The organism is Pseudomonas sp. WS 5051, assembly GCF_012985715.1.
GTDB classification, from domain to species: domain Bacteria; phylum Pseudomonadota; class Gammaproteobacteria; order Pseudomonadales; family Pseudomonadaceae; genus Aquipseudomonas; species Aquipseudomonas bubulae.
In genome coordinates, this window is sequence record NZ_JAAQWV010000006.1 from 136,390 (window position 1) to 155,303 (window position 18,914).

Genomic DNA, 18,914 nt, shown 5'->3' on the forward strand with positions numbered 1-18,914 from the left:
CTAGCTATCCAAACGGAGCACTGCAAGGAAGGCTTCTTGTGGAATTTCCACGTTGCCCACTTGCTTCATGCGTTTTTTACCGGCCTTTTGCTTTTCCAACAGCTTGCGCTTACGGCTAACGTCACCACCGTAGCATTTGGCCAGTACGTTCTTTCTGAGTGCCTTGACGGAGGTCCGTGCAATGATCTGCCCGCCAATGGCGGCCTGGATCGCGACGTCGAACATCTGGCGCGGAATCAGTTCTTTCATCTTCTCGGTCAACTGGCGACCTTTGTAGTGCGCGTTTTCCTTGTGCACGATCAGGGCCAGCGCATCTACCTTGTCACCGTTGATCAGCACATCGAGCTTGACCAGATTAGCTGACTGGTAACGATCGAAGTGGTAATCAAGCGAAGCATAGCCGCGACTGGTGGATTTGAGACGGTCGAAGAAGTCCAGAACCACTTCGTTCATCGGCAAATCGTAGGTCACTTGTACCTGGGTACCCAGGAACAACATGTCGTGCTGCACGCCACGTTTCTCAATGCACAGGGTAATGACGTTACCCAGGTGCTCCTGAGGCACAAGAATGTTGGCACGCACGATTGGCTCGCGCATGTCTTCAATCATTGAAAGATCTGGCAGCTTGGACGGGTTATCGACGTAAATCGTTTCACCGGTCTTGAGCAGCAGTTCGAAAATTACGGTTGGCGCAGTGGTGATCAGGTCCAGGTTGTACTCGCGCTCCAGGCGCTCCTGAATGATCTCCATGTGCAGCATGCCCAGGAAGCCGCAACGGAAGCCGAAGCCCAGTGCGTCAGAGCTTTCTGGCGTGTATTGCAGCGAAGAGTCGTTCAGCGTCAGTTTTTGCAACGCATCACGGAAGTCTTCGAAGTCATCGGAGCTAACCGGGAACAGGCCCGCGTATACCTGAGGCTGAATACGCTTGAAACCGGGCAGTACATCAACATCCGGAGTCGTGCTCAAGGTCAGGGTATCGCCCACTGGCGCACCGTGAATGTCCTTGATACCGGCGATGATGAAACCTACTTCACCGGCTTTCAGGTCTGCAGTGGCGGTGTGTTTCGGGTTGAATACACCAACGCTGTCCACCAGGTGGATCTTGCCGGTGGATTTGACCAGAATCTTGTCGCCCTTTTTCACGCGGCCGTGGCGCACGCGAACCAGGGACACAACGCCCAGGTAGTTGTCGAACCAGGAGTCGATGATCAACGCTTGCAGCGGATCTTCGATATTGCCGGTCGGCGCAGGAATGGTGTGTACCAGGCGCTCAAGCACCTCGTCCACGCCCAGGCCGGTCTTGGCACTGCAGGTCACGGCATCAGTGGCGTCGATGCCAATGATTTTTTCGATTTCTTCCTTAACGCGATCAGGATCAGCCTGTGGCAGGTCGATCTTGTTCAGCACCGGCATGACTTCCAGGCCCTGCTCAATCGCGGTGTAGCAGTTGGCTACGGACTGGGCTTCTACACCCTGCCCCGCATCGACCACCAGCAACGCACCTTCACAGGCCGCCAGGGAACGGCTAACTTCGTAGGTGAAGTCAACGTGGCCCGGGGTATCAATGAAGTTCAACTGGTAGGTATTACCGTCTTTGGCCGTGTAATACAAGGTGACGCTGTGGGCCTTGATGGTGATCCCGCGCTCACGCTCGAGGTCCATGGAGTCCAGTACCTGGGCCTCCATTTCGCGGGCAGTCAGGCCACCGCACATCTGGATGAAACGATCGGCCAGCGTCGACTTGCCATGGTCAATGTGGGCGATGATGGAGAAATTGCGGATATGACTCAGATCACTCACGGGTCAACACTCAAAAAAGTCGCAGGCAGACTGCCCGCCGAAAAATAGCCGGGAATTGTACCTGAACATCGCGCCAAGCGTCACGTTCACAGGCCAATGGGCACCTACAAAAAAGCCCCTATCGCGAGATAGAGGCTCTTGATTGGCTCAATGAGCGCTACTCAACCCGCCCGACGTAACAGCCAGATACCGGCCACGGCACAAATGGAAGCCGGCAGCAGCACCGCAAACAGCGGCGAGAAGCCGAACACCAGGCTCAAAGGCCCCAGCAGGTCCTGGGCGATCTTGAAGGTAAACCCTACCAGCACCCCGGTAAAAACCCGCTGCCCCAGCGTAACAGAGCGCAACGGGCCGAAGATGAAAGATATGGCCATCAATACCAGCGCGGCAGTCACCAGCGGCTGCAACACCTTGACCCAAAAAGCCAGCCAGTAACGGCCGTTGTTCAGGCCCTGATCCTTGAGGTAGTGGATATAGTTCCACAACCCGGAAATCGACAGCGATTCGGGCGCCATGACCACGGTATTGAGCAGTTGCGGGCTCAACGACACGTCCCATTTTTCTTCAGGCGCCTTGACTACCTCAGTGCTGTCGCCATGAAAAAGAGTGGTGCTCACATCACTCAACTGCCAGTCGCCCTGGTGGTACTGGGCCTTTTTGGCAAAGCTTGCCGACTGCATCTGATGGTCTTTGTCGAAGCGATAACGGGTCACACCGTAAAGCAGGCCATCGGGCTGAACGGCGTTGATATGGATAAACTCATCACCCTGGCGGTGCCACAGGCCATGCTTGGAGCTTTGCGAGTCGCCACCGCCCTGGGCCAGCGCGCGGTTGGCCTGGGCAATGTTTTCCGTGGCAGGCACCACATATTCGCCAATCAGCACCCCTGCAACCATCAGCACCAGCATCGGCTTCATCACGGCCCAGACGATGCGCCCAAGGGACACACCTGCGGCACGCATGATGGTCAGCTCACTGTTGCTGGCCAGGCCGCCCAAACCGATCAGGCAGCCAATCAACGCTGCCATCGGCAACATTTCATACAGGCGTCGGGGCGCAGTCAGCATGACAAAACTGAACACATCCAGAACGGTGTAGGTGCTGCTGAGACTGCGCATCTCGTCGATCACGGCAAACAGCAGGGCCAGCCCGAGGATGATCCCCAACACGGCCAGAATCGCCAACAACACACTGCTACCAATGTAGCGGTCGAGCTTAACCACGGGCCATCTCCTCGGCACTACGGCGACTTGCCAGTTTCAAGCGCAGCGGCTCCCAGTACATCAACCCCAGGCCAATGATCAGGAACAGCCCATGCACCCACCACAGGCCCAGCGCCATCGGGGTCTTGCCATCCTGAAGAAGCCCCTTGCCCCAGGTCAGCATGCTCAGGTAGCTCATATAAAGAAGAATCGCCGGCAACAACTTGAGGAAGCGCCCCTGACGCGGATTGACCCGCGATAACGGCACTGCGATCAAGGTCACGATAAAGACCAGCACGGGGAAGGCAATCCGCCAATGCAGCTCGGCAACCACACGAGGGTCCGTGCTGCCGAGAAGGCTTGCGGTAGGGATCGCATCGCGGTCTGTCACTTCATTGCTGACTTCCGGCTTGGGCAGCAGCACACCATAGGTGTCGTACTTGATTGCCCGATAATCGGCCTGCCCAGGATTGCCGTCATAGCGATAGCCATTGTTCAGCACCAGCCAGCGACTGCCGTCAGGACGCACTTCCTGATGACCCTTCTCGGCCAGCAGCACGGAAATACTGCGATCCTTGGCCTCTTCTCCGAGTTTCTTCTGCGAAATGAATACGCCGGACAAGAGGCTGCGGTCATTGCTCAATTCTTCGGTGTAGGTCACCCGCGTACCGTCGCTCAGCGACTGGAAGCGCCCGGCCTCCAGGGTGTCGAATTCGGTCAGGGCATCCTGCTTGTTGAGCAGCAGCTGAAATTCATTGTTGCCCTGCGGGGCCAGGCTCAGACTGAGCCAGGCCACGATCAGCGCGACCAGCGCAGCCGGTGCCATGGTCATGGCCAGCAACCGCTGACGACTCATGCCGGTGGCCGACAGCACGGTCATTTCGCTCTCAAGGTACAAGCGACCATAAGAGAGAAGAATGCCCAGGAACAGCCCCAGAGGCAGGATCAGCTGCATGAAGCCCGGCAGGCGAAAGCCCATGATCAGGAACAACGAACCCGGGTCCAGGGCGCCCGAGGCGGCCTGGGCCAGATATTTGATGAAGCGACCGCTCATGATGATGACCAGCAGCACAGCACTGACAGCGCTCAATGTAAGCAGGACTTCGCGGGACAGATAACGGAAGACGATCAAACCAGACACTCCAGGGTCGTCAGGCTAAGGCGGCCAAACAAACAGCATAACGAGTCGGCACATACCTCATCATAGATGAGATGGGCCGTCTAAAAAGATGGCGCATTATCCTGTGAATGCCCTCCCCTGTCACTGCACAGTCTTGAAAGTGGCAACTTGGCCCTAAACCGGGGTTGTCAGGCTCCTCCGACGGGGTTCAAACTGCCCGCCTTGACGCCAGCCTTGATCACAGGTGAAGCGCTTCTTCTATATAAGCAAACAAACAGAACTGTTTGTGCGCATGTTGACCATTTGACTCAGGGACCCGGACATGGAACTGGTTGTAAAAAGCGTTAGCCCAGAAACGTTGAAAACGGCCACTCTGGTGGTCGCCATCGGCGAAGGCCGCAAGCTCGGCCCAACCGCCAAAGCCCTCGACGAACTCACCGGTGGCGCCATCAGCGCAGTCCTCAAGCGCGGCGACCTGGCCGGCAAAACCGGTCAAAGCCTGTTGCTGCACAGCTTGCCCAACCTCAAAGCCGAGCGCGTGCTGCTGCTGGGTACCGGCAAGGATGAAGAACTGGGCGATCGCCCGTTCCGCAAAATCATCAGCGGCGCACTGGGTGTACTCAAAGGCCTGGGCGGTAGCGATGCGGTGTTCGCACTGGACGAATTGGTGGTCAAGGGCCGCGACAGCTACAGCAAGACCCGCTTGCTGGCCGAAACCCTCGTAGACGGCGAATACACCTTCGACCGCTTCAAAAGCCAGAAGGCCGAACCCCGCGCCCTGAAAAAAATCACCCTGCTGACCATCAAGGCCGCGCAGGCTGAAGTGCAGCGCGCCGTGACCCACGCCCAGGCAATTGCCGCCGGCATGGCGTTCACCCGCGACCTGGGCAACCTGCCGCCGAACATCTGCCACCCGAGCTTCCTTGCCGAGCAGGCCAAGGACCTGGGTAAAGAGTTCAAAGGCCTGAAAGTCGAAATCCTTGACGAGAAAAAGATCAAGGATCTGGGCATGGGCGCGTTCTACGCTGTAGGCCAGGGCAGCGACCAGCCGCCTCGTCTGATCGTGATGAACTACGCCGGTGGCAAAAAATCCGAAAAACCGTACGTACTGGTAGGTAAAGGCATCACCTTCGACACCGGCGGCATCAGCCTCAAGCCGGGCGCCGGCATGGATGAAATGAAGTACGACATGGGTGGTGCTGCCAGCGTGTTCGGCACCCTGCGCGCCGTACTCGAGCTGAAACTGCCGATCAACCTGGTGTGCATTCTGGCCTGTGCTGAAAACATGCCTAGCGGCGGCGCGGCACGCCCGGGCGACATCGTGACGACCATGAGCGGCCAGACGGTCGAAATCCTCAACACCGACGCCGAAGGCCGTCTGGTGCTGTGTGACGCCCTGACCTACGCCGAGCGCTTCAAGCCACAGGCCGTGATCGACATCGCCACCCTGACCGGCGCCTGCATGGTTGCATTGGGCGCTCACACCTCGGGCCTGATGGGCAACAACGACGACCTGATCAACCAGTTGCTGGAAGCCGGCAAGCAAGCCGACGACCGTGCATGGCAACTGCCGCTGTTCGACGAGTACCAGGAACAACTGGACAGCCCGTTCGCCGACATGGCCAACATTGGCGGGCCTAAAGGCGGCGCCATCACTGCTGGCTGCTTCCTGTCGCGTTTTGCCAAGGCCTATAACTGGGCGCACCTGGACATCGCCGGCACGGCATGGGTCAGCGGCGGCAAGGACAAGGGCGCAAGTGGCCGCCCAGTGCCCCTGCTGACCCAGTACCTGCTGGATCGCGCCAACGCTTGAAGCTGACAATCGAAGACTGCGCCGCTTGAGGGCGGCGCAGTCCCGATTCAGGAATCGCAATGACCCCCGAAGCAAACCAAGAACTCACCAAGATCGACTTTTATATCCTGCCCAGCGCCGAACCCTCTGCGCGGCTGGATTTTGCCTGCAAACTCACCGAGAAGGCCTGGCGCCTGGGCCATCGCGTGTATCTGCATTGCTCTGACAGTGCCCAGCGCCAGGACCTGGATGAACGCCTGTGGCGCTTCAAGGGCGAAAGCTTCGTGCCCCACAGCAACACTGAAGACCAACCCGATGGCGTCGTGGTCATGGGCTGTACGGATGCACCCGCAAACCACCAGGACTTACTGATCAACCTGGACCTCAAAGTCCCCGACTTTTTCAAACGTTTCGCCCGCGTGGCCGAAGTGGTGGTCGAAGACCCCGCCGTGCGACAGGCTGCACGGGAGAGTTTCCGTTTCTACCGAGAACAGGGCTATCCTCTGCAGGACCACAAGTTACAACGACTCTGAGCACACGATGGACACCTCCAATTCGCCGCAAAAAGCTGCACACCTGCTTGATGATCTTGAGTCCATTCGCAAGCTGCTCGGCGATGAGGGGCTGCAACCGCCGCTGCTGACAGAGATGGTAGGTCGGCCCGACGAACAGATCCCGTTGCTCGACGAAGTTATCAGCGATGAACCAGAGCCGGAGCCGGTGCCCACGCAAATACCGCTGGTCGGCATCACCCCGGCGCCCGCGACGGAGAAAGCCCCTGACGCACTGCTTGCGCACCTGGACCGAGAGCTGCGCACTGCTGCCCAGGCCATCATGCAGGACGTGATCAACGACTTCGCCCCGCACATCGAAACCGAGATCAAGCGCCGCCTTGATGCCCACATGGAGCGTCTGCTCGCCCAACATCAAAGCTGACCCTGTGGGAGCGGGCTTGCTCGCGATTGCAGCACCTTAATGAAGCCGATGCACCGGGTTGCCCGTATCGCGAGCAAGCCCGCTCCCACAACAGCAATAGGTTCCCCGCGCAGTCCCACCCCGCTATACTTGCCGGCTTTCCTGAATTAATGCCAATAGGGTCCCGCCGCGCATGGATAAGACCTACCAGCCGCACGCCATTGAAACTTCCTGGTACAAAACCTGGGAAGAAGAGAATTATTTTGCCCCGCAAGGCGCGGGCGACCCGTACACCATCATGATTCCGCCGCCGAACGTCACCGGCAGCCTGCACATGGGGCACGGCTTCAACAACGCGATCATGGATGCCCTGATCCGTTTCCGTCGCATGCAGGGCCGCAACACCCTGTGGCAGCCGGGTACCGACCACGCCGGTATCGCCACCCAGATGCTGGTCGAGCGTCAGATCGAAGCACAAGGCCTGAACCGCCACGATTTGGGTCGTGAAAAATTCCTCGACAAGATCTGGGAATGGAAAGATCAGTCCGGCGGCAACATCAGCCGTCAGATCCGCCGCCTGGGTTCGTCCGTAGACTGGAGCCGCGAGCGCTTCACCATGGATGACGGCCTGTCTGAAGCCGTGAAGGAAGCCTTCGTGCGCCTCCACGAAGACGGCCTGATCTATCGTGGCAAGCGCCTGGTCAACTGGGACACCAAGCTGCACACGGCCATCTCCGACCTTGAAGTGGAAAACCACGACGAGAAAGGTTTCCTGTGGAACCTGCGCTACCCGCTGGCTGACGGCGCCAAGACCGCCGAAGGCCTGGACTACCTGGTGGTTGCTACCACCCGTCCGGAAACCATGCTGGGCGACGCAGCTGTTGCGGTAAACCCGGAAGACGAGCGCTACAAGGCCCTGATCGGCAAGTTTGTCGAACTGCCGCTGGTTGGCCGCCGCATTCCGATCATCGCGGACGATTATTGCGATCCTGAATTCGGTACCGGTTGTGTGAAAATCACCCCGGCCCACGATTTCAACGACTACGAAGTCGGCAAGCGTCACAACCTGCCGCTGCTCAACATCTTCGATAAAAACGCCGCCGTGCTGCCTGCTGCCCAGGTGTTCAACCTCGATGGCACGCTGAACGAGTCCATCGACGGTACCCTGCCGGCCAAGTATGCAGGCCTGGACCGCTTCGAAGCGCGCAAGCAAATTGTCGCTGATTTCGACGAAGCCGGCCTGTTGGTCAGCGTCGATGATCACGCCCTGAAAGTGCCGAAAGGCGACCGTTCGGGCACCGTGATCGAACCGTGGCTGACTGACCAGTGGTACGTGTCGACCAAGCCTCTGGCAGAGCCTGCCATTGCTGCCGTGGAAGACGGGCGCATCGCGTTCGTGCCTAAACAGTACGAAAACATGTACTTCTCGTGGATGCGCGACATCCAGGATTGGTGCATCAGCCGTCAACTGTGGTGGGGCCACCGCATTCCGGCCTGGTACGACGAATCGGGCAAAGTCTATGTAGGCCGCGACGAGGCCGAAGTACGCGCCAAGAACAACCTGGGCCCGGACGTTGCCTTGCAACAGGACAACGACGTGCTCGACACCTGGTTCAGCTCGGGTCTGTGGACGTTCTCCACCCTCGGCTGGCCGGAAAAAACCGAAGCACTGAAAACCTTCCACTCCACTGACGTGCTGGTTACCGGTTTCGACATCATTTTCTTCTGGGTTGCCCGGATGATCATGCTCACCATGCATTTGGTGAAAAACGAAGACGGCACCCCGCAAGTTCCGTTCAAGACCGTGTATGTCCACGGCCTGGTCCGTGACGGTCAAGGCCAGAAGATGTCCAAGTCCAAGGGCAACGTCCTGGACCCGCTGGACATCATCGACGGCATCGAGCTCGAAGACCTGGTGGCCAAACGCACCACCGGCCTGATGCAGCCAAAACTGCTGAAGAAAATCGAGAAGCAGACCCGCGACGAATTCACCGACGGCATCGCCAGCTACGGTACCGACGCCCTGCGCTTCACGTTCTGCTCGCTGGCGTCCACCGGTCGTGACATCAAGTTCGACATGGGCCGCGTCGAAGGCTATCGCAACTTCTGCAACAAGATCTGGAACGCCGCACGCTACGTGCTGGACAAGGGCGAAGACTGCGGCCAGAACGGCGAAGCCTACGAACTGTCGCTGGCTGACCGCTGGATCATCTCGCAGCTGCAGCGCACCGAAGCAGAAGTGACCCGTCACCTCGACCAGTTCCGTTTCGACCTCGCGGCGCAAGCGCTGTACGAGTTCATCTGGAACCAGTACTGCGACTGGTACCTGGAACTGTCCAAGCCTGTGCTGTGGGACGAAAACGCCCCGGTAGAACGTCAGCGCGGCACTCGCCGTACGCTGGTTCGGGTGCTGGAAGTGGCGTTGCGCCTGGCGCATCCGTTCATGCCATTCATCACCGAAGAAATCTGGCAGCGCATCGCGCCGCTGGCCGGCGCTGAAGGCAAGACCATCATGCTGCAACCGTGGCCGGTACCGAACGAAGCGCGCATCGACCAGGCCGCCGAAGACGATATCGAATGGCTCAAGGGCCTGATGCTGGGTATTCGCAACATCCGTGGCGAAATGAACATCGGCCCGGGCAAGCCTTTGCAGATCTACCTGAAAAACGTCAGCAGCGAAGATCAACGCCGTCTGGCCGAGAACGATGCCTTGCTCAAAAAGCTGGCTAAACTCGAAGCGATCACCGTGCTGCAAGAGGGCGCCGAAGCACCGCTGTCGGCTACCGCACTGGTAGGCGAGATGGAAGTGCTGGTGCCCATGGCCGGCCTGATCGACAAAGATGCAGAGTTGGCGCGTCTGGACAAGGAAATCCAGCGTCTGAACGGCGAAGTGGCCCGCGTAGGTGGAAAACTCTCTAACGCCGCGTTCGTTGACAAAGCTCCGGCCGAAGTCATCGAAAAAGAACGAACCAAGTTAGCCGAAGCCGAACAAGCCTTGAGCAAATTGGCCGAACAGCACGCGCGGATTTCCAGCCTGTAATAAAGCTGCGCACCTGATCGCGGGCAAGCCCTTAGCTCTGAAAGGAACTAAGGGCTTGCCCGCGATTGCTTTTGTGGAATGAATTGAACATGACAACCCCACGCACTTCCAAAGCCACACGCCACAAGCCCAAGGCTGTCAGCGACGCCAAGCCGGCTGAGCCACGGGTCAAGCCAAGCCTGCACCCACGTAACCGCCATCAGGGCCGCTACGACTTCCCGCAGCTGATTTCGGTCTGCCCTGAGCTGGCAGAGTTCGTGATCATCAACCCGTACGGCAAAGAAAGCATCGACTTCGCCAACCCGGATGCCGTGCGCGTATTCAACCGTGCGCTGCTCAAGGCGTTCTACGGTATCGCCCACTGGGACATCCCGACTGACTACCTGTGCCCGCCTGTGCCCGGTCGCGCTGACTACGTGCACTTTCTGGCCGACCTGCTGGCCACCATGAACGATGGCGTCATCCCGCGTGGCCCGAGCGTGCGCGTGCTGGACATCGGTATGGGCGCAAACTGCGTTTACCCGCTGATTGGTCACAGCGAATACCGCTGGCAGTTCCTGGGCACCGAAGTTGACCCTACAGCCGTTAAAGCGGCCAAGGCGATCGTGCAGTCCAACGGCCTGAACAAAGCCATCAGCCTGCGCCTGCAACCCGATCAGAAGAAGATCTTGCTGGACGTCCTGGACAGCGCCGAGCGTTTTGACCTGAGCATGTGCAACCCGCCCTTTCATGCGTCGATCGATGAAGCAACGCGCGGCAGCGAGCGTAAATGGCGGGCACTGGGCAAGGCTGATCCCAAGCGCAAACTGCCTGTTCTGAACTTTGGCGGTCAAGCGGCCGAATTGTGGTGTGAAGGGGGCGAGCAGCGCTTTGTGACCCAGCTGATTCGCGAAAGCGTGCAAGTGGGCCGTCAGGTGCTGTGGTTCAGCGTACTGGTGTCCAAGGCGTCCAACTTGCCGGCGATCCAGACCGCACTGAAAAAAGCCGGTGTGCGTGAAAGCCAGGTGGTCGACATGTCACAGGGCAACAAGCAAAGCCGCTTTGTCGCCTGGACATTCCATGACAAAGAACAGCAACAGCTGTGGCGCGAGAAGAACTGGAAGTAATCTTGTAAATATGCAAAACCTCGTAGCAGCTGCCGAGCTGCGCGAGGCTGCGTTCGGCAGCTGCTACAAGATTTGCAGGCATAAAAAAGCCGCGCTTCGGAGTAATCCGAAGCGCGGCTTTTTTACAGCAGTCTTACTTGTTAACAGCGTCAGTCAGGCCTTTGGCCACAACGAGCTTGATAACTTTTTTGGCTGCGATTTCGATGGCTGCGCCAGTCGAAGGGTTACGGCCAGTACGGGCAGGACGCTCGGTCACTTTCAGTTTGCCAATACCTGGCAGAGTGATTTCGCCGCCATTTTCCAATTGATCAGCAACGATCTGGGCCAGTTGGTCCAGAGCGTTACGCGCGGTAGTTTTCGGCGCGTCGATAGCTTCAGCGATATCAGCGATCAGTTGGTCTTTAGTAATAGCCATTGAGATGTTCCTTCCCTATCAAATTCATTTGGTTTGCAGAGTGCAATGTCAGCCATCGAGCCAGATCTCAAGGGTCTGGCACACCCGCCAGCTTTCACGACGAATCGCGGATGTAGATAGCTAAAACGGGGTTTGGTTCGACCTGACACATGCTGAATGCACGCTTTACGCCGTTTCCGAGCGCAAGACCGGGCAAAACTAGCACAGAGACAGTTAAATATCCGCCTCTACCTGGGCTTTTGGTCAGCTTTATGGCCTTAAAACGGTAAAAAAACCGTCCAGGGCGCCCTCAAGCCCCCCAAACCCCGACCCGAGGCTCAGGTGCGGTACACTTGGCGCCTTTGCGGGGTGTGCACCCTGCCCTCTCATTACACACCGAGAAGCCCATGCCGATCCGTCATTGCATCGTCCACTTGATTGACAAAAAACCCGACGGTACGCCCGCAGTTCTCCACGCCCGTGACTCTGAACTGGCCGGGTCTCAAGCCATCGAGAACATGCTCGCTGACCTCAACGAAAGCTATAACGCCAAGCAAGGTAAAGCCTGGGGGTTTTTCCATGCCGAGTCCGGCGCGCATCCGTTCAGCGGCTGGCTCAAGGAATACCTCGATGGCGGTAAAGACTTCACGGCGTTCAGCCGCGTCGCCGTCGAGCATCTGCAAAAACTGATGGAAGAGTCCAACCTTTCCGTTGGCGGCCACGTGCTGTTCGCCCATTACCAGCAAGGCATGACCGACTACCTGGCCATCGCCCTGCTGCACCACAGCGACGGCGTTGCCGTGACCTCGGAGCTGGACGTGACGCCTTCGCGCCATCTGGACCTTGGCCAGTTGCACCTGGCCGCACGGATCAATATTTCCGAGTGGCAGAACAACAAGCAGTCCAAGCAATACATTTCGTTTATCAAAGGTAAAAACGGCAAGAAGGTTTCGGAGTACTTCCGCGACTTTATCGGCTGCCAGGAAGGTGTCGATGGCCCGGGCGAAACCCGTACCCTGCTCAAGGCCTTCAGTGACTTCGTAGAAAGCGAAGACTTGCCGGAAGAGTCCGCCCGGGAAAAAACCAAGACCCTGGTCGATTACGCCAGCAGTCAGGCAAAAATCGGCGAACCCATGGGCCTGGAAGAGTTGTCCGAGTTGATCGACGAAGAACGCCCCAAGGCTTTCTACGATCATATCCGTAACAAGGATTACGGCCTGTCCCCCGAAATTCCTGCTGACAAGCGCACCCTGAACCAGTTCCGTCGCTTCACCGGGCGCGCTGAGGGGCTCTCTATCAGCTTTGAGGCACACCTGCTGGGTTCCAAGGTCGAGTTCGACGAAGAAGCCGGTACGCTGGTGATCAAGGGCTTGCCGACCCAACTGCTCGATCAGCTCAAGCGCAGCAAGTAATGCTCAACGGTATCTTGAAGAAAGTCCTGTTTGTTCTGGTGGTGGTGGTCATCTTTCAGAACTGGGGCAAGATCGAGCGCGTGCTCAACCCTTCGGGTGTCGTCAGTGAGCAAACCCGGGCCAGCGCCCGGGTGGTGTTGTACTCCACCGAGTGGTGCGGCTACTGCAAGGCCACTCGGCGGTTCCTGGATGAGAAAGGCATACCGTTCAAGGAATTCGATATCGACAAGGATGCCAGTGCCCGCCAGGCTTACGAGGCGCTGGGCGGGCGCGGCATTCCGATACTGGATGTAAACGGCACGCTGATTCGCGACTTCAAGCCCGATGCGATATTGGCGGCACTGAAATAAGCCGGGAACAACTGTTCAATTTCTGTGGGAGCGGGCTTGCTCGCGATGCAGGCGCTGCGGTCAGCCAGACAAACCGCAGAGATACCATCGCGGGCAAGCCCGCTCCCACAGGAAAATCACTCCAGCTTCTGACTTTGCACCAGACACTCCTTGGCACTCTTCCTGAGTTTCTTGATCAATCGCTCCTGGCGCAACGCTTCACCCTTGTCCGGCCAGGATTCGACATACACCAGCGCCACTGCCGGGCTTGAAGCAAAAAAACGCGCGCCCTTGCCCGTTTGATGCTTGGCAAAACGGCGCACCGGGTCATCGCTGATACCGCAATACAAAGAGCCATTAGCGGCCCGCACAAGGTACACAAACCAGGGTTTCTCGACCACTTTCAGCGGCTGCCCTGAAAGGCCTTGAGCCCTTTTTGCGCCTGCGCCCGAATGGCGTTTTGTACCAGCGGTGTCCACCCCAGCAACAGGCCCTTGGTGCCCAGTGCCTGACGCGACCAGCGCCACAGATCGAAATGGTCGTGATGCTCGCAAATCTTGCCATCACGAAACACAAACCGTGCCTGGATATCATTGACCACCGTGGCGCCGGTCTGGCCAAACACATAGGTCGCCACCCAGTGCGCGCTGCCATGCTGGCCGTCAGCCTGAACCTGATCGAAGGTGAGGCTGAAATCCTTGGCCCGCGAGGTCAGCATGCGCCACATGTCAGCGGCATTGTGGCCACGCAGCTCGCCAAACACAGGGTCGCTGAACACCACGTCAGTGGTGTAACAGTCAGCCATTGCCTCGGCATCAAGCCGCTGGAAGGCCTGGTAGAAACGAGTGATCAATGCTTGGTGGTCTTGGCTCATGGCAGGGTCCGTACAGGTCTGGAATCAGAGCACGATAATCTGCCATGAACAGAAACACTATGGGCCTCAGACTTTCTCGCTTTGTACATTCACATACAGTGAACGGCCGGCGCCAAGCCCGGCGACGATGGCCCCCAGACCGATGACTGCAAATATCCAGCCCACGGCACTCCAGCCACCCGTCACTTCATGCACCACGCCCACCGCCAGCGGCCCCATCGATGCCACGGTGTAACCAATGCCCTGGGCCATGCCCGACAGATTGGCGGCGACATGGGCATCGCGCGAGCGCAGCACGATCATGGTCAAGGCCAGGCTGAATGTGCCGCCCTGCCCCAGGCCCAGCACAATCGCCCAGCCCCACAAGCCCTCGATAGGCGCATAAAGGCAACCAAACAGCCCGGCCAGGGTCATGCCCATAACCAGCACGATTGCCAGCCGCTGGTCTTTACCCCGCGTGGCCAGCCACGGTGCCGTCAGCGCCGTGATCAATTGCACGATAACCGAGCCGGACATCACCAGCCCCGTCTGGGTAGGCGTCAGGCCGCGACCAATCAGGATTGACGGCAACCAGCCAAAAACAATGTAGGACAACGAGGATTGCAGCCCCATATAGAGCGTCACTTGCCAGGCCAACGGGTCACGCAACAAGCCACGCACGCGGTAAGCAACGTTGTGCGTGCCCTGACGCTTGCCCACCTGTGGCAGCCAGAAAACAACCGCAAGCAATGCGGGCAAGGCCCAGAAGCCAAGCCCCATTGCCCAGCTCTGCCCCAGTGACTCGCTAAGGGGCACCGTAGCCCCCGCCGCCAGTGCCGCACCCAGGCACAGGGCCATGGTGTAAACACCGGTCATGGTTCCGGCATGCCCGGCGAAATCACGCTTGATGATGCCCGGCAACAACACACCGATGACGCCGATACTGGCCCCCGCCAGAATGCTCCCGGCAAACAGCCCCACTTCGCCCAGGCAACTGCGCAGAACGATCCCGCCACCCAGCGTCAGCAAAATCCCCAGCACTACCCGCTCGGTACCAAAACGCCGCGCCAGGATTGGCGCCAGGGGCGCGAACAGCCCCAGGCACAGCACGGGCAACGTGGTCAACAGGCCAGCCTGCGCCGCAGACAAGCCCAGTCTGTCAGACACCTCACCCAGTAACGGCGCCATGCTCGACAGCGCGGGGCGCAGGTTCAAGGCCACCAGCACCAGCCCCAGAAGCAATAACCACGGACGCAAGACAACAGGCGCAGTGTGCTGAACCTGCTCGTCGTCAATTTCAGCGTCGATCAGCAATTCTTCCAGTTCATCGAGATGACGAACGGGCTCGACGCTGGCATTGGAAATTGACGAAGGGTGGCTCATGGCGTGCTCCGGCTCAAGGTTCATTGATCAACGTCCGGCACAGCGCCATGGCCCGTTGCGGGTTTTGTTGTTCTACGGCTTCCAGTAAATCAACGTGCAGGTCGAACACCACTTGACGACGCGGATGGACGTCCATGGTCTTGCGCAAATGATTGGTCAAGACGCTTGAGGTAAAGCGGTAGAGCTCGCTCAGGGCCGGGTTGTGGGCGGCATCAATCAGTCGTTGGTGAAACACCAGGTCACAGCAAATATAGGTATCGAGTTCACCGTGATAGTGCTGGCCACTGGCGTCCAGCGCCTGATGCAGCAGGCGCAAGTCCTCGTCCGTGCGGCGCAGGGCGGCCAGGCCAGCGGCTTCAACCTCAATGATGTGACGCATCTCCCGGCCCTGCTCCAGAGAGCAGGATGACAGCGCGCGCAGCGTGTCCATCGGGTCGACACGGCTGCGCAAATAGCTGCCATCGCCCTGGCGAATCTCTATCAGCCCGGCAAATGCCAGCACGCGCATGGCTTCACGCACAGTGTTACGACTGATGTTCAATTGCGTAGCCAGCTCGGGCTCGGTTGGCAAACGCTGACCCACCTCCCAGGTACCGTTGTTTATTCGCGCACGCAGTTGCTCCAGAGCCTGGTCGACCAGCGAGCGTTTGATGATGGGAGAAGCGTCTGTCATTTAATTCGCCTTTTCATCCAATCATAGGATGAATTTTCCGACATGTTACTCAGACACCTCCATACGAGCAATCAACTACAGATTAAAAGCCCCCTCAAAAACCTTGTTCACCCTTGAACAAAAAACCCTTTAAGGGTAATTTTGATTGCATCGAGGCTGCCTCTTATGGAAAAGAAAACACCTCACTACAACCTCCAGTGCATTCAAGCCGATGTACAACGGCTTGGCGCTGTCGCCTTTACCAAAAGCGCATTGGATGGTGGACGAAGCATGGGCCTGGTCCTCGCACAAATGCAGAGGGTCATTACCTCGTTGGAGCGCAGTGCGCTGTACAAATCGATGTCGACCCACGCCGACCACAAGGTCTGGCAGGACGTATATCACGCACAGGCCTACGGTTTGGCCATCTCTATCAAGGTGACGTATCGCCCCTGCGGAGGGCCGCCGGTCATCGCTTTCAAGGAGAAAACATCATGAGCAAAAATGACTGCTGCACCTGCGGCGCCGCCAATGCCATGCAAGCGTTCAAGGGCCGCAGCTTCAATGTGAACTTCAAGCAATTGAACCGGGTGGTGCACGGCCTGGACGGGCACGAATGCACCGAGTGCGCCGAGATCGAATTTGATGCACCCAGCGCAGAGCTATATGCCCAGGCTGGCGACGAACTGGTAGAAGATGCCAAACGGGTTATGGCGGAAGAAATGAAGCGTATCCGCCGCAAGCTTCACTTCACCCAAAAAAATGCCGTGCAGTTGCTGTCGGGGGGCGGCCACAATGCGTTCAGTCGTTATGAACGGGCCGAGGTGGAGCCACCTAAACCCTTGTTTGTGTTGATGCGACTGCTCGATCGCCACCCCGAACTGGTCCGCGAATTACAAGCCATCAACGAGTGTGCAGACATCAATGCGCTGCTGGTGCAAAAACAGCAGCAGCGCGAAAACTGACACCTTTGGTTTTCTAGCCGCTGACGAGCGCAGCGAGGCTACGATCATCAGCGGCTACAAGTCCCGATCAATGCAAAATCTGATTCAGGAACAGTTTGGTCCGGTCATTTTGCGGGTTGTCGAAGAAGTCATTCGGGGCGGCCTCCTCCACGATTTCGCCCTTGTCCATAAAGATCACCCGGTTGGCCACGGTGCGCGCAAAGCCCATTTCGTGGGTTACGCAGAGCATCGTCATGCCGTCTTCCGCCAGGCCGATCATGGTGTCCAGCACCTCTTTGACCATCTCCGGGTCAAGTGCTGAAGTCGGTTCGTCAAACAGCATGATCTTGGGCTTCATGCACAGCGCCCGGGCAATTGCCACACGTTGCTGCTGACCACCCGACAACTGCCCCGGGAACTTGTGCGCCTGCTCCGGAATACGCACCCGTTCCAGATAATGCATGGCAATTTCTTCGGCCTGACGCCGGGGCATCTTGCGCACCCACATCGGCGCCAGCGTGCAGTTCTGCAGAATGGTCAGGTGCGGGAACAGGTTGAAGTGCTGGAACACCATGCCCACTTCACGCCGCACCGTCTCGATTTGCTTGATGTCGTTGGTCAGCTCTACACCGTCGACCACGATGCGTCCCTGCTGGTGCTCTTCGAGGCGATTGAGGCAACGGATGGTGGTTGACTTGCCGGAGCCCGAAGGCCCGCACAAGACGATACGCTCGCCCGGCTGTACGTTGAGGTTGATGTCCTTTAGCACATGGAACTGGCCGTACCACTTGTTGACGCCCAGCATCTGAATAATGCCTTCAGAGCTTGCTGGCTTTTTGATTGTTTCACTCATCTTGCAATACTCCTAACGCTTGTGGCCAGTGTCCAGCTTGTGCTCCAGATGCATGGAGTAGCGGGACATACCAAAACAGAAAATCCAGAACACCAAGGCGGCAAACACATAGCCTTCAGTGGCCATACCCAGCCATTTCGGGTCGGCGGCGGCTTGTTTGACGCTATTGAGCAGGTCGAACAGACCGATGATGATCACCAGGCTGGTGTCCTTGAACAGGGCAATAAAGGTGTTGACGATGCCGGGGATCACCAGCTTCAGGGCTTGCGGCAAAATCACCAGGCCCATGCTGCGCCAGTAGCCCAGGCCCATGGCCGCAGCCGCCTCGTACTGACCCTTGGGGATGGCTTGCAGACCGCCACGCACCACTTCCGCCACATAAGCCGACTGAAACAGGATTACGCCGATCAAGGCCCGCAGTAATTTGTCGAAGTTCATGCCCTCGGGCAGAAACAGCGGCAGCATCACCGAAGACATAAACAGCACGGTTATCAGCGGAACGCCGCGCCAAAACTCGATAAAAGTCACGCACACCACGCGAATGGCCGGCATGTCCGAGCGGCGGCCCAGGGCCAGCAAAATCCCCAGTGGCAAGGCGCCGGCAATACCTACCATGGCAATCACCAGCGTGAGCATCAGGCCGCCCCACTGGCTGGTAGCCACGTTAGTCAGGCCCAGATAGCCGCCGTGGAGCAAGGTAAACGCCAGGATGGGGTACACCACCAAAAAGCCCAGCCCGTAGATAGCCTTGTGCTTGAAGCGCGAGATAAACAACGGCGCCGCACCCACCACGGCCAGCCATACCGTCAGGTCAACCCGCCAGCGCAGCCCGGTCGGGTAATAGCCATACATAAACTGGCCAAAACGCTGCTGGATAAACACCCAGCAAGCGCCCTCTTTGGTGCAATCAGCTTGCGTGCTGCCTACCCAATTGGCATCGAAAATCGTCCAGCTCAGCAGCGGCGGCACGATCAGCCAGACCAGATAAAAGGCAAACAGGGTCAGCAAGGTGTTGAGCCAGCTGGAAAACAGATTTGCCCGCGCCCAGGCGACAATACCGATGCGGTTGCCAGGCGGCGGCATGTCGGGTTTGAAAACATGAGTCGTCATAGTCCAGTC

Annotated in this window: 19 protein-coding genes; 9 read left to right on the forward strand and 10 right to left on the reverse strand. The window is 58.3% G+C overall.

The features are described 5' to 3' along the window. The 3 genes from lepA to lptF all read right to left on the reverse strand — a co-directional run bounded on the left by lepA (position 1) and on the right by lptF (position 4,134). The gene (gene lepA / locus HBN79_RS11865) at positions 1-1,800 is read right to left on the reverse strand and encodes a translation elongation factor 4 (protein WP_095001233.1); all 1,800 of its coding nucleotides are present in this window, start codon (positions 1,798-1,800) and stop codon (positions 1-3) included. Positions 1,801-1,961: 161 nt separating this feature from the next. Next, positions 1,962-3,023, reverse strand: coding sequence for an LPS export ABC transporter permease LptG (lptG, locus tag HBN79_RS11870; RefSeq protein ID WP_095001232.1), 1,062 nt, complete (start codon positions 3,021-3,023; stop codon positions 1,962-1,964). Then, entirely contained in the window at positions 3,016-4,134 is a 1,119-nt protein-coding gene (gene lptF / locus HBN79_RS11875; RefSeq protein ID WP_095001231.1) for an LPS export ABC transporter permease LptF, read from the reverse strand. Before lptF ends, lptG begins: the two co-directional genes overlap by 8 nt. Before the next feature lie 310 nt (positions 4,135-4,444). Here lptF and HBN79_RS11880 point away from each other — a divergent pair, with 310 nt between their 5' ends. From HBN79_RS11880 to rlmF, 5 genes are all read left to right on the forward strand, one after another. Further along, the gene (locus HBN79_RS11880) at positions 4,445-5,935 is read left to right on the forward strand and encodes a leucyl aminopeptidase (protein ID WP_095001230.1); all 1,491 of its coding nucleotides are present in this window, start codon (positions 4,445-4,447) and stop codon (positions 5,933-5,935) included. 59 nt (positions 5,936-5,994) lie between these two features. Continuing rightward, a complete protein-coding gene (locus HBN79_RS11885) occupies positions 5,995-6,447 on the forward strand; it encodes a DNA polymerase III subunit chi (RefSeq protein WP_095024904.1) in 453 nt (150 codons plus the stop codon). A gap of 7 nt (positions 6,448-6,454) precedes the next feature. Then, on the forward strand, positions 6,455-6,850 hold the full coding sequence (locus tag HBN79_RS11890; protein WP_095001228.1) for a DNA polymerase III subunit chi: 396 nt from the start codon (positions 6,455-6,457) through the stop codon (positions 6,848-6,850). Between the two features lie 172 nt (positions 6,851-7,022). Further along, the gene (locus tag HBN79_RS11895) at positions 7,023-9,869 is read left to right on the forward strand and encodes a valine--tRNA ligase (RefSeq protein ID WP_169916744.1); all 2,847 of its coding nucleotides are present in this window, start codon (positions 7,023-7,025) and stop codon (positions 9,867-9,869) included. Positions 9,870-9,958: 89 nt separating this feature from the next. Continuing rightward, positions 9,959-10,975 (forward strand): 23S rRNA (adenine(1618)-N(6))-methyltransferase RlmF, encoded by a 1,017-nt coding sequence (gene rlmF / locus HBN79_RS11900; RefSeq protein ID WP_095018207.1) that lies wholly within the window; start codon positions 9,959-9,961, stop codon positions 10,973-10,975. A gap of 133 nt (positions 10,976-11,108) precedes the next feature. Here the strand turns inward: rlmF and HBN79_RS11905 are convergent, their stop codons facing one another. Then, positions 11,109-11,390 (reverse strand): HU family DNA-binding protein, encoded by a 282-nt coding sequence (locus HBN79_RS11905; protein ID WP_003440137.1) that lies wholly within the window; start codon positions 11,388-11,390, stop codon positions 11,109-11,111. Positions 11,391-11,776: 386 nt separating this feature from the next. Between HBN79_RS11905 and yejK the strand changes: the two genes are divergently transcribed. Next, positions 11,777-12,781, forward strand: a complete 1,005-nt coding sequence (yejK, locus tag HBN79_RS11910) for a nucleoid-associated protein YejK (RefSeq protein ID WP_095001225.1) — start codon at positions 11,777-11,779, stop codon at positions 12,779-12,781. Then, a complete protein-coding gene (locus HBN79_RS11915; RefSeq protein WP_016781886.1) occupies positions 12,781-13,131 on the forward strand; it encodes a glutaredoxin family protein in 351 nt (116 codons plus the stop codon). The genes yejK and HBN79_RS11915 overlap by 1 nt, the downstream gene beginning before the upstream one ends. A gap of 116 nt (positions 13,132-13,247) precedes the next feature. Here HBN79_RS11915 and HBN79_RS11920 read toward each other — a convergent pair whose 3' ends face one another. From HBN79_RS11920 to HBN79_RS11935, 4 genes are all read right to left on the reverse strand, one after another. Further along, the gene (locus tag HBN79_RS11920; protein ID WP_232527635.1) at positions 13,248-13,511 is read right to left on the reverse strand and encodes a GIY-YIG nuclease family protein; all 264 of its coding nucleotides are present in this window, start codon (positions 13,509-13,511) and stop codon (positions 13,248-13,250) included. Positions 13,512-13,513: 2 nt separating this feature from the next. Further along, entirely contained in the window at positions 13,514-13,984 is a 471-nt protein-coding gene (locus HBN79_RS11925) for a nuclear transport factor 2 family protein (protein WP_095031480.1), read from the reverse strand. A gap of 66 nt (positions 13,985-14,050) precedes the next feature. Beyond that, positions 14,051-15,370, reverse strand: coding sequence for a CynX/NimT family MFS transporter (locus HBN79_RS11930; protein WP_169916745.1), 1,320 nt, complete (start codon positions 15,368-15,370; stop codon positions 14,051-14,053). Further along, on the reverse strand, positions 15,360-16,019 hold the full coding sequence (locus HBN79_RS11935; protein WP_095001222.1) for a FadR/GntR family transcriptional regulator: 660 nt from the start codon (positions 16,017-16,019) through the stop codon (positions 15,360-15,362). Before HBN79_RS11935 ends, HBN79_RS11930 begins: the two co-directional genes overlap by 11 nt. Positions 16,020-16,184: 165 nt before the next feature. On the opposite strand from HBN79_RS11935, the gene HBN79_RS11940 reads away from it, so the two are divergent. Next, positions 16,185-16,496 (forward strand): type II toxin-antitoxin system MqsR family toxin, encoded by a 312-nt coding sequence (locus HBN79_RS11940; protein ID WP_095001221.1) that lies wholly within the window; start codon positions 16,185-16,187, stop codon positions 16,494-16,496. Next, positions 16,493-16,963: a type II toxin-antitoxin system MqsA family antitoxin gene (locus HBN79_RS11945; protein ID WP_095001220.1), complete on the forward strand. Its 471-nt coding sequence runs from the start codon at positions 16,493-16,495 to the stop codon at positions 16,961-16,963. The genes HBN79_RS11940 and HBN79_RS11945 overlap by 4 nt, the downstream gene beginning before the upstream one ends. 67 nt (positions 16,964-17,030) lie before the next feature. Here the strand turns inward: HBN79_RS11945 and HBN79_RS11950 are convergent, their stop codons facing one another. After that, entirely contained in the window at positions 17,031-17,795 is a 765-nt protein-coding gene (locus HBN79_RS11950) for an amino acid ABC transporter ATP-binding protein (protein WP_095001219.1), read from the reverse strand. Positions 17,796-17,807: 12 nt separating this feature from the next. After that, the gene (locus HBN79_RS11955; protein WP_169916746.1) at positions 17,808-18,905 is read right to left on the reverse strand and encodes an amino acid ABC transporter permease; all 1,098 of its coding nucleotides are present in this window, start codon (positions 18,903-18,905) and stop codon (positions 17,808-17,810) included. Between the last annotated feature and the right edge of the window lie 9 nt (positions 18,906-18,914).